Annotated in this window: 14 protein-coding genes; 9 read left to right on the top strand and 5 right to left on the bottom strand. The window is 40.2% G+C overall.

The features are described from left to right. Window positions 1-3,590 (bottom strand): hypothetical protein (locus ABKW31_RS19620; protein ID WP_348618290.1); only part of this gene is annotated, 3,590 nt, incomplete at its 3' end. Window positions 3,591-3,826: 236 nt separating this feature from the next. Further along, window positions 3,827-4,222: a helix-turn-helix transcriptional regulator gene (locus ABKW31_RS19615; RefSeq protein WP_348618289.1), complete on the bottom strand. Its 396-nt coding sequence runs from the start codon at window positions 4,220-4,222 to the stop codon at window positions 3,827-3,829. Window positions 4,223-4,436: 214 nt separating this feature from the next. Between ABKW31_RS19615 and ABKW31_RS19610 the strand changes: the two genes are divergently transcribed. The 6 genes from ABKW31_RS19610 to ABKW31_RS19585 all read left to right on the top strand — a co-directional run bounded on the left by ABKW31_RS19610 (window position 4,437) and on the right by ABKW31_RS19585 (window position 12,351). Beyond that, entirely contained in the window at window positions 4,437-8,579 is a 4,143-nt protein-coding gene (locus ABKW31_RS19610) for a response regulator (RefSeq protein ID WP_348618288.1), read from the top strand. 176 nt (window positions 8,580-8,755) lie between these two features. Further along, window positions 8,756-9,202, top strand: coding sequence for a hypothetical protein (locus ABKW31_RS19605; protein ID WP_348618287.1), 447 nt, complete (start codon window positions 8,756-8,758; stop codon window positions 9,200-9,202). 266 nt (window positions 9,203-9,468) lie between these two features. After that, window positions 9,469-9,939 carry a glycine zipper 2TM domain-containing protein gene (locus ABKW31_RS19600; RefSeq protein ID WP_348618286.1) on the top strand — a complete coding sequence of 157 codons (471 nt, stop codon included), beginning with the start codon at window positions 9,469-9,471 and terminating at the stop codon, window positions 9,937-9,939. 107 nt (window positions 9,940-10,046) lie between these two features. Continuing rightward, the gene (locus tag ABKW31_RS19595; protein ID WP_348618285.1) at window positions 10,047-10,325 is read left to right on the top strand and encodes a PepSY domain-containing protein; all 279 of its coding nucleotides are present in this window, start codon (window positions 10,047-10,049) and stop codon (window positions 10,323-10,325) included. A gap of 2 nt (window positions 10,326-10,327) precedes the next feature. After that, entirely contained in the window at window positions 10,328-11,002 is a 675-nt protein-coding gene (locus tag ABKW31_RS19590) for a response regulator transcription factor (RefSeq protein ID WP_348618284.1), read from the top strand. A gap of 5 nt (window positions 11,003-11,007) precedes the next feature. Beyond that, the gene (locus ABKW31_RS19585; RefSeq protein ID WP_348618283.1) at window positions 11,008-12,351 is read left to right on the top strand and encodes an ATP-binding protein; all 1,344 of its coding nucleotides are present in this window, start codon (window positions 11,008-11,010) and stop codon (window positions 12,349-12,351) included. Window positions 12,352-12,356: 5 nt separating this feature from the next. Here the strand turns inward: ABKW31_RS19585 and ABKW31_RS19580 are convergent, their stop codons facing one another. Next, complete coding sequence (locus tag ABKW31_RS19580) at window positions 12,357-13,421, bottom strand: AI-2E family transporter (protein WP_348618282.1); 1,065 nt, start codon at window positions 13,419-13,421, stop codon at window positions 12,357-12,359. Window positions 13,422-13,540: 119 nt separating this feature from the next. On the opposite strand from ABKW31_RS19580, the gene folX reads away from it, so the two are divergent. Beyond that, complete coding sequence (gene folX / locus ABKW31_RS19575; RefSeq protein WP_348618281.1) at window positions 13,541-13,906, top strand: dihydroneopterin triphosphate 2'-epimerase; 366 nt, start codon at window positions 13,541-13,543, stop codon at window positions 13,904-13,906. A 14-nt stretch (window positions 13,907-13,920) separates the two neighbouring features. After that, entirely contained in the window at window positions 13,921-14,817 is an 897-nt protein-coding gene (locus ABKW31_RS19570; protein WP_348618280.1) for a TIGR01777 family oxidoreductase, read from the top strand. Between the two features lie 52 nt (window positions 14,818-14,869). Here ABKW31_RS19570 and ABKW31_RS19565 read toward each other — a convergent pair whose 3' ends face one another. Further along, the gene (locus tag ABKW31_RS19565; protein ID WP_348618279.1) at window positions 14,870-17,404 is read right to left on the bottom strand and encodes an FtsX-like permease family protein; all 2,535 of its coding nucleotides are present in this window, start codon (window positions 17,402-17,404) and stop codon (window positions 14,870-14,872) included. Beyond that, window positions 17,401-18,084 (bottom strand): ABC transporter ATP-binding protein, encoded by a 684-nt coding sequence (locus tag ABKW31_RS19560; RefSeq protein ID WP_348618278.1) that lies wholly within the window; start codon window positions 18,082-18,084, stop codon window positions 17,401-17,403. Before ABKW31_RS19560 ends, ABKW31_RS19565 begins: the two co-directional genes overlap by 4 nt. A gap of 16 nt (window positions 18,085-18,100) precedes the next feature. Here ABKW31_RS19560 and ABKW31_RS19555 point away from each other — a divergent pair, with 16 nt between their 5' ends. Next, window positions 18,101-18,778, top strand: coding sequence for an arylesterase (locus ABKW31_RS19555; RefSeq protein WP_348618277.1), 678 nt, complete (start codon window positions 18,101-18,103; stop codon window positions 18,776-18,778). Window positions 18,779-18,799 lie beyond the last annotated feature (21 nt).

Raw genomic sequence — 18,799 nt, 5'->3', positions numbered from 1 at the left:
TTATATCTACTCACGTCCGCAATATGCCGAAGGTACACATTTTCTAATGTAGGTGAAGATTCCACCACCAGAATAGCTGATACTACCCCTTGATGAGCGCTGCCTACGCCCAAAGAATTTGTGGAATAGCTGCTGTAATTGTCATCCCCGCCATATTCCATAATGACGTTTTTTAAACTGCCTCTACTGCCTTCAGCAAATTGAACATATCCCCAATCACCTGCGGCGGGGGTCTCGTTGTCTGAGGTAAAGGTTATGGGCTTCGCCGCACTACCGCTGGCGATTAATTCGCCTTTTACAATTAATCTGCTGGCACGGTCATAACCATATACCTGAATGTCAGGATTAATGGTCAAGGAGGAATCAGTACCAATGGTGGTGGCATTGAATAACTTAATGTTATCGGTAGCAGTAAAATTTACATCTAATTGCCCAGTAATAAACAAGGCACTGCTGTCAGTGGTGTCACCCGTCAGTGTATAATTGCTCAACCTTCCTTGGCTGTCGGCTAAGGGATTCCAATACCCACCTTTGACATTACTATTTAACTGAATACTGCCAAGCGCATAGGCGCCCGTACCCGAAATATAAATGCCATAATCACCGGCATGACTGACGTTTAGTTTGTCAATGCTATAAGCACCAGTAACAGTTGATTGAGCATACACCCCATAACTTTCACTGTACTCAACCGTCAAATCATTGATTGAGGGCGCAGCATTACCTCTAAACCAAACCCCCGCGGCTTTGGGGTTATTTGCGTCGTTATTATATCTACTCACGTCCGCAATATGCCGAAGGTACACATTTTCTAATGTAGGTGAAGATTCCACCACCAGAATAGCCGATACTGCCCCTTGATGAGCGCTGCCTACGCCCAAAGAATTTGTGAAATAGCTGCTGTAATTGTCATCCCCCCCATATTCCATAATGACGTTTTTCAAACTGCCTGTACTGCCTTCAACAAATTGCACATATCCCCAATCCCCTGCGGCAGGCTTGGTTTTGACGGATGAAACTGTAACAGGGTTACTTGGATGACCGTGCATATTCAACTGGCCGCTAACTACTATTCTTGAGCTACGATTTGCGCCAAATAAAGTCACCCCTTGATAGATATCTAACTCGACATTTGAAGGAATTGTCAAGCTTCCATAAAACACTAAGTCTCTGAATATTTCTGAGTTTTGAGTGAAAGTATAATCGCTTACGCGAACGCTGTTTATAGTTGGTTCTACTGTAAATGTATTATTTCCACTGACTACTGGAAAAGCACCACTTGCTGACGAGCCCAAGAATGTGGCCCCCAATGTCCCTTCTAAATAATTATTGCTTACTCCATAAGATCTTGTGGGGGTAGTCGTGCCATTAAAAGCCGCATTTACTGCATATTTGCTAACATGGGTAATTGTCGATTGTTGCAGTGTAGACAGAGTTTCATATCGGAATGATACTCCACTACCGTTGATATGTTTGATTGTTGAACGAATTAGGCTAGCGTTACCTCCATCGAAAAACACCACTGAATCGCCATTACCGCCATATTCTATTTGTACACTATCCAAGACCCCTTTACTGCCAGATTTAAACTGAATATAGCCCCAATTACCTGGTTGGGGACTACTGTCATCTGAGGTAAATACGATATCATTACTGGAATCAAGCGCATCAGCTATAAGTTCGCCGTAAACCACTATGCGTGAACCTGTTCCGGTTAAGTGAATTGTTGTATCAGGAGCTATGGTCAGTTTATTGAAATCAGCATTGTCCTGCCAAGTAAAAGTATCATTACTTGGTATAATCAACTCACCCGTAATGCGATAAGGATGAAACCCACTCGCTGGCCAATCCACTGTTGATAGGATGCCATTAATATCGGTCCTAGCCTCTACCTGTACCGCGTCAGAAAATCGGAAATATGCAGCTCTTACCAATTCGCCGTCACTATTATATTCAGCTGGCACCTTGTCATAAGAGTAAACACTAAACTGGTAAACTTGTGCTTGCTTAAGACCTGTAAAATCAAATGAGCCTGAGCTACTGGCTTTAACTCCTTTTACCTGCCAATCAGAAGTAGCACATATTCCTGTAGGCAGGGTTGCAGGCTCATTCAAATTGCCAGGAACAGCTGACAAATTTTCGGACATACAAACAAGAACACCATCATAACCAATCGGCAATCCGTTCCAACCTACTTTGACACCATTAGATAATCCGGACGCGTATACATTGCGTGTGGTGGTAGTGGAAACTGTCAAACCGATTTTCTTTTCTGCAATATGTAACTCTCCATCAGGGGACTGTAACTGCCAAAACAAGTCGTTTTCGCTTCCTGCGGTAACCACCGGAAATAGGTCACCTGAGGCCGGAGTAGTGTATTTCCAAGTGTTGAGTCCATTTCGAATTGACAATTGATAACCTTCAGGTAAATCAATAAATTTCAGTCTGACCTGACTTCCAACTGAAGTACTACTAACACTTGGGCTTGTACTTATCTTTTCTCCGCTAAACTGGCTCAGTAAGGTACCGTGGCGACCGAGTCGGGAATCAGAAAAATAGACCGGTAAAGTTAAGTTTGCTGACTCAAAGGCTAAGTTGAATTGCTCTTGAATGTCCGCTGAAGTAATTTCCTCGCCCCTGCTGTTTTTATCATCTATTACACCGTAAACACCTAAGCCTCCACTAATCAGTACATTGGCAATGGTACCTACCGCCTTATAGGCGCCGGACGAAGGCAATGCGGCACTGCCGAGTGATACTAAACCTAAGAATACTTCCTTGTTAAAATGGAGGCCATCTGGTTGAGGTAGTTCTAAAATCACTTCTGCTGACGCAAACGTTTTTATGTCGTTCAACATTAACGATTGCATCATACCATCGATATTTTCAAAGGAAATTGGCCGGTTACTGATCAAATCATTGTAGAGCTCATGAAACTGGTCAAATTCGTCTGTATCGAAAAAAGCTCGCCCATCAGCAACAAATTGACTGACAACCGCCATCAGCAATTCATTACGTTCCAGGGCACTGCGTTTTGATGCTAATGTTGTCCATACACTGGTAACGCCGGAACCAGCCGCAAAAGTCACTGCTACAGCGCATCCGGCTCCAAGCGTAGGAACTGCAGTACCGACACAAGTTAATCCTACTGCAACCGCTGTAGAGCCAACAGCAAAGGCCGAACGCAACGCCAATTTTCTGCTTTCATTAGCAATTCCTTCCTCCAATAAAGCAAAATAGTATTCACTAGCCACCTCAAGCTGTTGCTGTACTCTGTCTGAAGGAGAACGCATATAAAAATAGGCTAAATGGTAAGACACTTCATAAAGTTTCGCCGCAGTTAATCGGGGTAGTTCAGTTACAAACTTGCCATCTTGCTTAACGTAAAAAAGTTCATAAGGCAGGGCAAGGACCACTTGGTCAGAACCATTTTCAGGTAAATAAGACTGGTAATAAGGTATAGTGTATTGTTGGTTATCAAATTCAATAGTGGCTTCAGCTATAAAAGGTGTCGCCGCAACTTGGAATGAGGCTAAAAAAACCATGAAAATGGTCAGATTGACTAACGATGTAGTATTTTTATGTAACATTGTTATTCCTAATCAAATTTACTAATGCTTCCAGAGCAATGCCTATAAATTAAATCATTTCATTATGGCTTTTTGGAAATCTGTAAGAGTTTGTAACTATAATCTAAATTACTCCTATGCAATTAAACGAGGAATAAAGTAAAAATTGCCAACTTTCCTTATTTCAACTTTGACAAAACAATCTATCGTCTAACTTCCCACAAAACCCATTTAAAAACTTTCACATTTCGGACAATTTATTTCTTTTTGTATTCTTTTGGTGACATACCCGTTACTTTTTTAAATACTGTTGAAAAATGGCTATGAGTAGTAAACCCGACCGCATAGGAGACATCGTTGATAGCATTGCCTTGTTCGAGAAGTGTTTTGGCTTTGTGAATGTGGTATTGCGTGAGCAGCTCATTGGGGCTGATGCCGAACAGGCGTTGACATTTACGTCTTAAGTTGCGTTCTGAGGTACAAAAAAGTGTTGAGAGCTGGGTTAAGTCTAATGCAAATTGATTGTCTGAATTGTGGGTTTGCAGTGGCTGAATGGGTTTGTCGTTACTTTGTGAAGACAACCGTTGTAAGCACTGTTGTTCGGCAAAGCTGATATTGGATTCTATCAATAATGTTTGTAAAAATTCACCCATCGCCACGTTCCTTGAGACATCCCTTGATATTAGAAATCAAACCTTTGAATTAACTTAAAATATTCAGTTTGCTGTGCTTTAACCATGCAGGTGAAAACAATTAACCGTTATCAGATTTTGGACAATTTTTATCACTATTTGGACAATTGTTAATTTAATGATAAAAAGTAGTTGGATAAATTTATTTGAATAAAAAATAACAAGGAAAGTGGTCTTGTCTCCGATAAATTTTAAACTCGCCATCAGGATATTTTTGTCCAGTATTTTACTCTTACTAGCAGCACAAAGCTGGGCACAAAGCCAACAATTTTACCTTCCTAATCACCCTGAACTCGATAACCTGAATGTGCGCGATGTGTATTTGGATGACTATTCACGCATGTGGATTGGCACCGAAGATGGCGTATTTCGTTTTGATGGCAACAAAGTAGATGCAATTGATCAAACATTTGCCGGTGATGATGGTGTTATTGTTCCGTCTGGGCCTATTTCAAGATTTCATCGCTTAAATGAGCAATATCTTATTGTTTCTTATGCACCCGCAGGCCTCGCGCTGTTTGACTTGTATCAAGATAAATATCTTAGTGAGCCGTTTTCTATTGTTAATTATCAAACAGGAGAATATCCGCGTGGCATTTACCAGTTAAATCAGAACCAGTGGGCCATGGTTTATACTTTTGTAGTTTCGATCATTGATATGGCATCCAAACAGGAAGTGGCACACTTTAACATTGAGGATGGTTATGTCGCCGACACCACAGTGAGTGAAACTCAAGTGCATATAGTCACCACCACCTTAGGTCTCATTAACTACGATATTGAACTTAGAAAATTCACAACAACTGCATTATCGGTTGACTATCCAGCAGGTTCTACAATATCTATTTTAAATCTCGATAAGCATGTTTATATTGCTATTAATAATGATCTTTACACCTTACAAGCTAATAAGAAACTGGCCTTTATTGAGCGCGTTCCGAGTTGTGCAAATGACAAAGGAGGCTTTCCTTACATCAGAAAATTCAGTGTGAATCAACAGACTAATATCATGGTCAGTAATTGTGGCATTTTTAGTTTAGTTAATCCGACTGATACCACGGATTTTCGCATTAGTACCCTAGTCAGTTTTACGCCTTTACAGCAGGCGGCGCATAAAACTTCAAGCAATTATGGCAATAGTATTTTTATTAAGGCCGATGACACCCTATTTTACTTAAATAAAGACGGAAAAATAATCAGCCAGCGCGAGAATACCAAAAATGTCGCGGGCGGTTTTTATTCACAAAATCAGTACCCTGATAAACACTTTGCCTGGGTAAGTAATGACGACAGCCAATTCACGCTTAGATCTGATGTTATTAGCCAATTTTCTGGATTAACTAAGGTGCAACTGCAACGCTTGTTGGGTACGAATAAGTTACGACAAAGCCTGTTTGAAAATGAACATACACTGTGGATTGGCACCCAAGGCTTAGGTTTGTTTAAATTAGTTTTTAATAAACAATCGAACGAATGGCAAACAGTGTGGAATGGACTTGCTGGGTGGCAGGTAAGAGCCTTATATCAAGATGGTAATATCTTGTGGATTGGTACAGAAAGAAACGGTATTTATTGGCTTGATTTAACTGAACTAACACTTCATTCTTTGGATTTACCCGAAAATGTTGATTCAGCTTTTCACTTTGTAGCCTTAAATGAACAAGAGTTACTTATCAATACCTATGCTTGGGGTTTACTTGTAATTAATAGGCAAAACAAAACAATAACCAAACACGTGCCCTATGCTATAACCAGCGCTAATACCTCAGAAACCGATTTTAGAATGCATAGCCTGCGCGGCATATTTAAAGCAAAAAGCGGTGAGCTTTGGTTGGCCACACATCAACAAAATAGAAATGTGATTGTTTTAAATCCAGATTTTAGTTTGAAACAAGTTTATAACCAAAAAAATGGATTGCGACATTTTATGTTTGACATAATGCTGGATAAAAACGATACCGTTTGGCTAGCGACTTGGGGCGGTGGCATTGCCTATAAAAATAAATCGGAAGATCAGTTTCATTTTCTAAGCCGCAAAGATGGCCTACCCAGCGACACGATTTATAGCTTAAAAATTGGTGTTGATGGCAACCTGTGGGCAAGCACGCTTAATGGCCTAGTAAAAATTGAAAACTACCTAGATAGTGACCCAAAGCAATGGCGTATTACTAACTATTACAAAACAGATGGCTTAAGCACACAAAGGTTTGATTCAGAGTCTCATTATCAGCAAGCAGTTGGTACCTTGGTTTATGGCGGTTATGACGGCTTGTTGTGGTTTAACCCAGCGACTGATATTAGGCGTAATGACCTGCCTCCGAATGATAGTTTTTTTACTGGGTTGTCGGTAAATGGCCAAAATATCGCTTTATCTGCTAATGAAAATAACGACAAAACCCATGTTACTTCAAGCCGTGTCTCGCTTCCTTACGATGCTGAAAATATTAAACTTAACTTTGCTGCACCGAGTTATATATTGCCGGCTAAAAATCGCTATCAATATCGCACTAAACAACAAAATAAAATAGGAAATTGGATAGAACTGCAACAACCAGAATTATCTTTTGCCAGCTTAGTTCCAGGTGAATATCAATTTGAAGTAAGAGGGTCAAATAATGATAGTGTTTGGGCAAAGTCTGCCAATCTCACTTTAGCGGTTGAATCACCATGGTGGCAAAGTAAACCAGCCTATATCGCCTACGTATTGTTAGTGATACTAACCGGCATCATCTATGCCGCTTGGAGAAATAGGGCGATTAATCGGCGCAATGTGCAACTTGAAAACCTGATTGCACAACGTACAGAAGAATTAAACAAAACCTTGCTCACCAAACAATCTATGTTTGAAAATATCTCTCATGAATTTCGTACCCCCTTAACGTTGATATTAGGCAAAGCCGAAAACCTACAAAAATCAGACATGGACATAGAACAAAAGTCACATGTTTCGATGATTTACAAACAAGCCCACCGGCTGTATGAATTAGTCGAGAATTTATTAAAACTGGCAGAAATGCGAGCAGTAGAAAAGCAGAAAAGAGTATGTAAACCGGCCATTGAACTCTATGAGTTGTTGCAAAACTGGTGTCATTTAGCGGATGAAAAGCAAATTAAAATCCACTTTGAGAGTTTTATTCCAGACGAACTACAAGTAGTTTTAATAGAAGAAACGTTGCTTTTGGTTGCTGGCAACATTATTGGCAATGCCATTAAATATAGCCCCACTGGAACTCGAATTGATATTGCACTTAGTCAACAACACGGCAATATTGTTTTAATTTTTAGCGATGAAGGCCCCGGATTTAAAAATATAGATAATGTTTTTGAACGTTTTTCACGGGAGAGTAATGTTGGCTCGGGTAATGGTTTAGGCTTAGCTATTGTTAAACACATTGTTGAACAAAATAAAGGCAGCATTACATTAGAAAATATTAAACCGCGTGGTGCAAAAGTAAGCGTTAGTTTACCGTTAAATAAATTATCGAATGACATTCAAGCGCCTGTAAGTATAAATGAAGATGAATTGACCATTGATTCAACACACCAATATTTACCCTTGCCTCAATTCCCTACTAAAAGTCAAATATTACTAGTTGAAGACAATGATGACTTGCGACAATACCTAATTTCATTACTGCAACCTCATACAAACGTTCACAGTTGCACACATGGACAAGAAGCGCTGCTTTGGCTTGAGCAACATAGTCCCGATTTAATTTTATCGGATGTGATGATGCCTGAAATGGATGGTTATGAGCTGTGTGCAAAAGTTAAACAAAATAATGAATTAAAACATATTCCGTTTATTTTACTCACCGCTAAGTCAGATTTAGCCAGTCAGAAAAAGGGCCTTGCCCTGCAAGCCGACGACTACATTGCCAAACCTTTTAGCTCGGACGTATTACTAGCTAAAATCGCTAATACCTTACAAACCTTGCAGGCTTTTAGGCATAAATTACGTGAGTCAATTGTGGGTGCTGAAGTAGAATCTAAGGTACTTGCTGACTCTCCTAACCATGAGTTACTAGCAACAATACAAGCACAGTTACAGCAAAATTATGCTGACAGTGTATATGCTGTACATGATCTTGCAAGCGCTTTGCATATGTCAGAAAAAACCTTGAACCGCAGACTTAACAGCTTGTTACGTTGCTCTTTTTCCAAGTTGTTACGTGACTTTAGGTTAGAACGGGCGTTTGAAAAATTAAAACAAGGCCATGCACCCAGCACAGTTTGTTTTGATTGTGGTTTTAGTTCACAAGCCTATTTTGGAAAGTGCTTTAAAGAAAAGTATAAGCGACCACCGGGACAAATTTGAATGTCATAAAATAGAAGTAGTTGGTCAATGATATTTTTTATGGCTTCTGGGCGGTAACTAAACATAAGACTGACTGCGGTGACATCTCGCTCTGGATGTTCTGCGCAAATCATCTAACACACTTCTTAGGTTTTACGGATATTTGCCGATAACTTTATTATTGGGTTGGAGGAATTATGTCTAAAAGAATAAATACGTTAAGTCGAAAAGTAACAATGTTAACAGTTACCTTGGTTATGTTCACTCTTTCGGGCTGTATGCAAGGTAATGCTGCGACAGATATAGAGTACACGTTCGTTACGGTAGATGGGATTATTCCTCCTAGTGACAATACTATTAAGTTAGTCAATTCGGTTTTTTACAAAAATTTTATTGGAGGAGATTGGCGTTTTAAAGGCTCAACTAGAGTTAACGATACGATTAATGCGTATATTCAAATCCCCCAGCAACTTGAAATGAGCCAAAGCGCTCAAGAAAACTACTTAAAAATGGCTATCTGTCCTTCGGCGCAAAACAAGGCGCTATGGGATGAAATAAAAGGCAGTAAATTAGCCGTACATATATACACTCATAAGCGAAAATACAGCACTTTTGCTATTTGTGATAATTCGGTGCGAACTTAGTCAGCTAATTACAATTATGACAAGGTAATTAAGCAAGCTAAATTAAATATACCAAGCCAACACCAGTTTGTGCTTTACCCTAAAAACTTGATTTTAATATTTAAAACCATTGCATAATCGACAAGCTTGTTTGAATCACAAGTGGAGTTTGACCAGAATAAGTCCGCGCAGTCACTATATAAAAAGTTAACTGAAGTTTAATTCAATTCAGGTGCAATTCAGCCTCTTGGCTTTAACATTCGTTACAAGTTAAAGAGGAGATCACCATGAAAAAACAAACTATCATACTATTATCGTTACTCGCCCTGAGTCCCGCTGCTTTTGCTAAACAACAAAAAGTAAAAGTACTCGATGTGGCGCCTGTTTACGGATACGTCATGATTGAAAAGCCGGTTGAGCTTTGTCGCCCACTCCACTCCAATAAGCAATCGTCAAGACATGATACTGCTTTATTGGGCAGTATTGTGGGTGGAACAGTTGGTCATCTAACCAGCGAACGTCACAACAAAGCCCAAGCGACTATCATAGGCGCGGTGATCGGTGGCGTCATTGGTAGTCAACTCGAATCTGGCCGGTATCAAGTGAGCAATCCCCCATCAATGCAATGCACAAGCCATTATGTAAAAGCAGAAAAGGTGAGGGTTATTAAAGGCTATGATTATTGGTATCGGATCCATGGCAAGCTATATAAAGGATTTAGCAAGTCAGAGCCCAACAGATATATTTCTGTGCATTAGGATGCGTTTAATTTTGTTTTCACATGGCTTATGTCAACCTTACTTTCTTGCTAAAGTAAGGTTTGATTAAAATTTTGCTGCACATAGCCACTACATTGGGACAACTTTTGAAAAAAATCTCAGTCAAATCCATGGTAAAACTTAGTTTGATAAGCTTTTTATTGTTATCAAACTTGGCTGTGGCTGATGATAAAAAGAAAACTCCAGCACCACAAACAAAATCTGAAGCGGCTCAACAAGCACAGCAAAAAGTAAACGGACGTGTACTAAAAGTTGAACAAAATCAAACAACTTACCGTGTTAAAGTATTACAAAAATCAGGCCGTGTTGTGTCTGTTGACGTTGATAAAAAATCTGGAAAAGTGACCAAAGAGAAAAAGGACTGAAGATGCGCGTATTGATCGTTGAAGACGATAGTCGTTTACTGACCCAACTGGATCAGTTGTTGCAAAAAAATGGCTATAGTGTTGATTTAGCTGATGACGGTGCAAAGGCGCTCTTTTTGCTAAATGAACACCCTTATGATTTGGCTATTATAGATATTGGTTTACCGGTGGTAGATGGCTTTGACGTTATTCAACGAGCACGAAAAAATAACATCACTTGCCCTATTCTGATATTAACTGCTAGAGATCGATGGCAAGAAAAAGTGGAAGGTTTGGATGCCGGTGCAGATGATTACCTCACTAAACCGTTTCATAATGAAGAGTTACTTGCCCGCGCAAAAGCACTGATACGTAGAGCGGCAGGCAAGGCACATCCACTAATTGAAAAAGGTCCTATCGCTCTCGACACACTCAGTGAAGAGGTGACTATTAATGGCAATCATGTTGAATTAACCGCCTATGAATACAAGGTACTCGAATATTTGTTATTAAATCCGCAAAAGATTGTTTCAAAAACCGAGTTGACCGAACACATTTATGATCAGGATTTTGATTTAGACAGCAATGTTATTGAGGTATTCATTGGCCGTTTGCGCAAAAAGATTGATCCTGACGGGACACTCAATCCGATAGAAACCCTGCGTGGTCGAGGCTACCGTATTAATAGAGATCTATAAACACGGTGCATTTTCCAACGGCCTTAAACAAACTTTCGCTGCGCTTTAGAAGTTTTGCCGCAGCGATTTTAACCCTGATTATTTTTATTCCTTTAACGGCGATAACCCTTGAAAAAGCCTTTAACAACAGTTTAAGCCAATCAATGCTGCAGCAATTAAAAGTTCAAAGCCTAACTTTAATCAGTGAGTTTGAATTTGAAAACAATCAAGCCAGCATGCCGGAACAATTGATCAATGACCAATTTAACCTGCCAGATTCAGGGCTTTACGCGTTTATTTTGACTGAAAATAATATCGTCTGGAAATCCTTATCATCCCTTAACTGGCAACAATTACCTAAGCTTATACCGCCAGCCATTGGCACTGAGACCTTCATTGAAGAATTCGGTGCGACAGATGAATATTTTCTTTATGCCTATACGGCAGAATTTGAAAATGCAGATACCTATCAAGCGGTCAGCTTTTTTATATTGCAAGATAAGGGCATTTTTAATACAGAAAAAGACAAGTTTGCCAATATTCTTTTTGAATGGCTTGGCCTTATTGCTGCACTATTGCTGGTATTACTATTGGTGAGTTTAAATGCTGCCTTATTGCCAATTAGTCGACTTAATCAACAAATTAAAAAAGCCGAGCGAGGTCAGTTAAAACGGGTCGATCAACAATACCCGCCCGAATTGGAGAAACTGAAAAGTAGCATCAATCACCTATTAGATAGTGAAGAACTACAACGGTCTCGATATAAAAATAGTTTGAGTGATTTAGCCCATAGTTTAAAAACCCCCTTGGCGGTTTTGTCTGGATGCGCCGAACTACCGCCGGAAGCTAGAGAGCCTATTCAGCAGATAGACCTGTTAATAAAACGTCAACTTAAACGTGCTGTTATAGGCAGTTTTGCAGGCTGGGAGCAAGCGGTAGAAATTCGACCATCGGTTGTAAAACTAGTTAATGCAATGGCCAAAGTCTATGCCGATAAACACTTAAAGTTGAACATTGAAGACGTTGATGCAAGTACCCGTTTTCAAGGTGATATTACTGATTTGATGGAGTTATTAGGTAATTTGTTAGATAACGCCTGTAAGGCAGCGCAGAAACACATCACTGTTCAAAGCTCAATAAATACTAACTGGCTTAATATATCCATAGGCGACGACGGTCCTGGGATCCCTGATAACAAACGTCAGGTTTTGCTTGAACGAGGTATACGCTTAGATAGTTATACCGAAGGACAAGGCATTGGCATGGCGGTTGTTGCAGACTTAGTTAGTGCCTATCAAGGACAACTCGAAATTGGCACCAGCGCCGCAGGAGGCGCCTTAATCACCCTGAGATTCCCAGTCAGACAATAACGGGCTTATGGCGTTTGTGGCTCTTCCTTTTTCTCGTCAACTTGTTCATCATTTTCACTCGCCAGTAATAGGGCAATCCAACGAGTATTGGGATTAGATTCAAGTGCAATTTTTACAATCATAGTGAGGGGCACAGAGAGCAACATACCTACCGTTCCCAATAACCATCCCCAAAAAATAAGGGACAAAAATACCACTAAGGTGGATAAACCTAAACCTCGCCCCATATAACGTGGTTCGACAATATTGCCCATAATCGTATTAGTCATTATATAACCCAGCGCAACCAATCCAGCAGAGCCAGAGCCTAATTGCACAACCGCTAATAATACAGCCGGTATTGCCGCAATAATAGAACCAATGTTGGGAATGTAGTTAAGTAAAAACGCCAACATTGCCCATAATAGAACATGATCAAGCCCAAGAAAATAAAGCCACAAACCAATCACTAAACCAGTGCCAAGACTCACCAATGTTTTGATCGCTAAATAATTTTTAACTGACACTAAAAATTTATCTATTTGTTGGATCTTCATATCAGGATCATCAAGTGCAATATGCACTTTTTTGGGAATGGAATCAGCTTCAAACAGCATGAATACTACAATTAATAAAATAAGCAGAAAGTTAGTGAGTACACCCCCAAGGCTCGAAAGTAGGTTGCTTACCATATTCATGGCCATACCCGGATCTAAATAAGATAATATTTGTTGTTTATCAAACTTGAGATTGAAATTCTGTGCTTGACCAATTAACCAAGCAAATTCATCGACTAATTGAGCTCGATATTTTGGTAGATTTTGGCTAAATTCATTCATGGATTGCCCAACTAATCCGGCTAGAATAAATCCAAAAACGACTATCATCAGTATCACTAACACAACCGCAATTGAACGCGGTACTTTTTTGCTAATGGCCCATGTCACAACCGGACTGCAGGCCATAGCGATAAAGAGCGATAATAAAAAGGGCACAACAATCACACTGGCCGCTTTAATACCAGCTAAGACAATAACAATAGATGCTAATATAAGTAATACTTTGAGTGAAGATGAAGACGGATTTTGCATTAAGAGTTTCTTTGGCCATTCCTTTTCTAGCAAACTATCAGATATGGCATTACTTTTACAGTATGATGACGTTGGTATTGGTGACTAACAATGACTAATAATTTTGGAATATCTTAAAAATGAAATTAAACCCCGCTACTATTCGTATTAAAAACCTTCGATTACGCACTTACATCGGCATTAACCAAGATGAAATTGTGAATATGCAAGATGTCGTGATTAATGTAAAAATTCATTACCAAGCGGATCAGGCAACAGATACAGACTTAATGGATGATGCTTTAAATTATAAAACGATCACCAAGCGGATCATTAAATTAGTGGAAAACAATCGTTTTTCGCTGTTAGAAAAACTCACTGCTGATGTACTCGCAATCGCAGCGGAACATCAATGGGTGACTTACGCAGAAGCCGAAGTCGATAAACCACATGCATTACGCTTTGCAGATTCGGTCTCATTGTGTTTATCTTGCAATAAAAATTAACCACAAAGGACATCATGAAAATTCTCATTACGGGTGGCACAGGTTTAATTGGATCAAATTTAATTCCTTTATTAAGGCCAAACGAGATTGCCGTCTACACACGTAACGTGGCAATGGCTGAACAAATTTTAGGGCACAAGATCCACTATCTTTCTTCTCTAGCCCTCCTGAAGAATTTAAATGACTATCAAGTAGTGATTAATTTGGCCGGAGAACCTATCGTCGGCAAAAAATGGACAAGTGAACAAAAACACAAAATCGAACAAAGCCGGTGGGCAACTACCGAAAGACTAGTCGAACTTATCCATGCTAGTGACGAGCCGCCAGAATTACTTATAAGTGGTTCTGCGATTGGTTTTTACGGCCCTCAAGATGATCAGTTAATCGACGAATCATTTGATACGCCCAATGATGACTTTGGTCACCAACTTTGTGAAAGATGGGAGCAACTTGCCAGAAAAGCCGAATCTACCAGAACAAGAGTCTGTATCATACGTACAGGCGTTGTTCTTACTAAACGTGGCGGAGCATTAGAAAAAATGTTAACGCCCTTTAGGTTGGGTCTAGGAGGCCCAATTGGAAATGGAAAGCAGTACTTCTCTTGGATACATTTAGAAGACATGCTGCAAGGCCTTGTTCATTTGATTGTTAACCCAGACTGCAAAGGTATATACAACTTTACAGCCCCGAATCCAGTCACAAATGGTGAGTTCAGCCACGCCTTAGCGAAAGCCCTTAAACGCCCTTGCTTTTTTAAAGTACCTGAAGCTCTATTAAGGCTGACTATGGGAGAATCCGCAGATCTTTTATTGTATGGCCAACGTGTGCTACCCAAACGCTTAGTAGACAGCGGGTACACCTTTATTTACCCTGAGATTAATAAAGCCTTAGATTGCGTTAGAAAAAAATAGAGCTCAGTATAGTGATGGCTATGCTTATATCCATCACTACCTACCCTATTGCTTAGACCATTTGACGCAGCAGAGCGCTGGTGTTTAGTTTCAGCAAACGCCAACAACTAATCGCACCTAAACACGATACGACGATGGCACCCGCTATTGGTGCTATCAACCAATATTGCCAGTGCATTTTAGCTTCCATTTGAAAGACTTGAGTTTGCAGCAAATATAAACTCAATTCGTTAAATGCAGTTGCCATTAATCCTGCTGTTAGCCCGATTATTATAAATTCACATAATACACTGCCGCGTATCAGGCGACCTTTCGCTCCAAGCGTTCGTAAAATAGCCAATTCTTGTTGACGCTCATCCATACTCGCTTGCACCTGTGCAACTAACACCAGTGAACCGGCAATCAAGACTAATACCAAAATAAACTCAACTGCCAATGAGACTTGCTGCACGATTGAGCGCAATTGATCAATTCTGGCATCCACATCAATCATGGTAACACTGGCAAAAGGCTGCATCAGTCCGGTTAACAGTGGCTTTTGCTCTGAGGCTAAATAAAAACTCGCCAAATAGGTAGGACTAAACTGACTTAAGGCTTTTGGCTCAATAACAAAAAAGAAATTCGGTTTCATCGACTGCCAATTAACATCGCGTAAACTACTAACGGTCACTTCCACCACTTCACTGCCAATATTAAAGGTCAGTTCATCGCCTAGTTTTATATTTAAACGCTGGGCTAGGCGTTCTTCAACAGAAACACCATAACGCGTTTCTCCTTGGGCGTTTGTAAGGGTTGTATCATCAAACCAACTTCCAGCCACTATTCGACTGCCTGTCTGTAAAGTATTACTCCAAGTAAGATTAGCCTCTCGTCCTAATCCGTCGCGTCCAGTAGTTTGTTCTTCTTCATCCTCTTTACTGATCGCGGTACGAATTTTTTCACCATTGATGGCAACAAAGCGGCCTCTGACAACGGGATAAAATTCTTCAATATCAACATTACTATTGGCAAAGTGTTGAGCGAGTTCCCCTTGTTGATCCTGGGTAATGTTTACTAGGAAATAATTGGGGGTGCCTTGCGGAAGTTGATCTTGCCACTGCTGCACCATATCGTTGCGCATCACTAATACAACCAATAACAACATAATGGTAATAGCAAAACTAATTAATTGAACACTGTTGTCTAGGGCGCGACGATGAATACGTGCCCAAGCTAGACGCCAAGCACTCATTTTGCCCTGCCCTAGTGCTCTGCCAAGCCAAATTAACCCATAAGTGACACCTAACAGTGCGAGAACCAACAATACGCCTGAGGTAAACAAAATAGCGCTAATCTTCAGATTCTCGCTATAGGCCCACATCAATATAAAAATAGCACCGCCAGAAGCAATAAATTGAATAATTCTAGAACTCAGGGTGGCCCCTAGGTCCCGTCTAAGCACTCGCAGTGGTGACACCGAAAATAGTTTAAGTAGAGGATAGAGTGAAAACAATAAGGCACAAATAGAGCCAGTAAAGATGGCAATAAGCAAAGGACGCCAATGCCACTCATCCATAGATACATTAATCGTATCGGCTAGCGCCCAAACAACCAACTGTTGCAATACGAAGCCCACTAACGAACCGATAACTATACCGAGTAGAGTGATAAATAGTATTTGTAATAAGTAGACATTCTGTACAAACTTTTTTGTGGCACCGAGAGTTTTCATTATAGCGACAGGGTCATAATGGCGCTGACTGTAACGCTGCGCAGCCACGGCAATTGAAACCGCAGCTAACACTATGGCGAGTAAACTAGCCAATAAAAAATACTGTTCTGCCCTTTTTACCGAATTACCTATAGGTGAATTGTCATCTTCTATGGATTTCCACCGATGGATTTCACTGTCCAAATAAGGCATTAACCATGCGTAATAGTCTTCTAGGTTTTGTGAACTGCCAGTAAAGAAGTAGGCATAGGTTACTCGACTACCAGGACCCGTGACCTTAGTTTTTTCCAAGTCATTGAAGGAAAGTAAAACTTTGGGGTCACCGCCAAAAATATTAAAACCTGCGTCAGGTACTTCTATTAATACTTTATCAACGACAAATGTGGCATCTCCCACTTCGATACTATCGCCAACGACCAAGTCCAAACTTTGCATTAAGCGTGATTCTACCCAAGCATGCCCTGCCTTTGGCAGTTCATCGGTAACTTCGCCTTTAGTAAACGCGACATCGCTTATTTTTAATTTACCCTTTAGCGGGTAACCAGCGTCAGCCGCTCTCAATTCTGCCAGCAACATTTTATTTTTGTTAAATATCATCGAACGAGTATAGACCTGTTGAGTGGTCTCTAATTCATATGACGCGGCTTTGATTAGCCAATCGGGATTAACTGGTTTGCGAGAGTCCAACACACGATCTGCGGCAATAAATTCAGCGCTTTTTGCAGTCAAGGCAGATTGCAGTCTTTCACTGAATAAAGACAGTGATAATACTGACGCAACGGCCAAAACGATAGCTAACAAAATAATGGTTAGCTCACCTCGTTTGGTTTCGTGTTTAAATAAACGCCACGCTAGGTCGACGGAAGCTGATTTCATTCTTTTATCTCATCCACAGCAACTTCACTTAATTCACCGGCATGCATATGTAATTGCCGCTGACATTTTGCAGCCAGTTTCTGATCATGGGTCACTAAAATAAGGGTGGTATTGAGTTCTCTATTTAAATCAAAGAGCAATTGCTCAACCTTGTCGCTATTAGCGGCATCTAAGTTACCGGTAGGTTCATCTGCAAATAAAATTTTGGGTTGAGTAATAAATGCTCTCGCTATAGCAACACGTTGTTGCTCTCCTCCAGAAAGTTGATTAGGGTAATGTTTAGCTCGATGATCTAATCCAACAAGCTTAAGAATTTCTAAGGCTCTATTTTTTGCGTCTACCAAACCGGCAATCTCAGCTGGTAACATAATATTTTCAAGTGCAGTCAAACTCTGAACCAGCATAAAACTTTGAAAAATAAAGCCTACCTTAGCACCACGAAGTTGAGCTCTTTGTTCTTCATCCATACTATGCATGGCTTGGCCATCGATGAATATTTCTCCTGAACTCACCTCATCAAGTCCAGCCAATAAACTCAGTAATGTCGATTTACCCGAACCAGACGCGCCAACTATTGCGATTGACTCGCCCGCTTTAACGTCAAAGCTAATAGGTTTTAAGATCTGTAATTGACCTTGGGTCGTAATTACTGTTTTACTAATGCTGTGTGTACTAATCATACTTAATGGAGTCATAGTGTTTTTTAAATTTACCCATGTTTATCAATTTAACGTTAGATTGTTTGTATTACTTATACCGATAATACTTTTTTCAGATCATTTAGCGGCTAAAGAGCAAAAGTTGCTTATCTTAGGTGATAGCTTAAGTGCCGGCTATGGCATATCCCAAGCAGAAGGTTGGGTTAGTTTGTTACAAGATATGTGGAAAGAAAGTCCAATTACTGTTGTCAATGGTTCTATTAGTGGTGAAACAAGTGATGGCGCACTGGCACGCTTACCTAGATTGATAGAACAGCACCAACCAAGCCATATTTATGTAGAGCTGGGCGGTAATGATGGTTTACAAGGGCACCCGATTGACAAAATGGTCGATAACTTAAGTAACATCATTGAATTAGGGCAAGCCAGCGGCGCGACTGTCATTTTACAGTCAATGCAGATACCAACAAACTACGGTAGACGCTACACCGAAATGTTCACCGCAGCTTACCAAACATTGGCAACACAGTATCAAATTGCCCTCATCCCTTTCTTTCTACAAAAAATCGCACTGGATCCAGATTTAATGCAACGCGATGGGATTCATCCAAACGCCAAAGCACAAATACTGATAGCAAAAGATATGAAAAATAAGCTTAATGATCTTATTTTAACTAGCAGTACAGATAATAACCAACTAAACTATACCCAGTAGTAAAAATCTAAATTTAGGAGT

The organism is Paraglaciecola sp. 25GB23A (genome assembly GCF_040012495.1).
In the GTDB taxonomy this organism is placed as follows: Bacteria; Pseudomonadota; Gammaproteobacteria; order Enterobacterales; family Alteromonadaceae; genus Paraglaciecola.
This window is presented reverse-complemented; position numbering and strand designations above follow the sequence as displayed.

Bases quoted from the DNA above. Each gene is read 5' to 3' on its own strand.
- ABKW31_RS19605 (WP_348618287.1), top strand. From the start codon at position 8,756: ATGTCTAAAAGAATAAATACGTTAAGTCGAAAAGTAACAATGTTAACA.
- folX (WP_348618281.1), top strand. From the start codon at position 13,541: ATGAAATTAAACCCCGCTACTATTCGTATTAAAAACCTTCGATTACGC.
- ABKW31_RS19580 (WP_348618282.1), bottom strand. From the start codon at position 13,421: ATGCAAAATCCGTCTTCATCTTCACTCAAAGTATTACTTATATTAGCA.
- ABKW31_RS19565 (WP_348618279.1), bottom strand. From the start codon at position 17,404: ATGAAATCAGCTTCCGTCGACCTAGCGTGGCGTTTATTTAAACACGAA.
- ABKW31_RS19615 (WP_348618289.1), bottom strand. From the start codon at position 4,222: ATGGGTGAATTTTTACAAACATTATTGATAGAATCCAATATCAGCTTT.
- ABKW31_RS19560 (WP_348618278.1), bottom strand. From the start codon at position 18,084: ATGATTAGTACACACAGCATTAGTAAAACAGTAATTACGACCCAAGGT.
- ABKW31_RS19600 (WP_348618286.1), top strand. From the start codon at position 9,469: ATGAAAAAACAAACTATCATACTATTATCGTTACTCGCCCTGAGTCCC.
- ABKW31_RS19590 (WP_348618284.1), top strand. From the start codon at position 10,328: ATGCGCGTATTGATCGTTGAAGACGATAGTCGTTTACTGACCCAACTG.
- ABKW31_RS19570 (WP_348618280.1), top strand. From the start codon at position 13,921: ATGAAAATTCTCATTACGGGTGGCACAGGTTTAATTGGATCAAATTTA.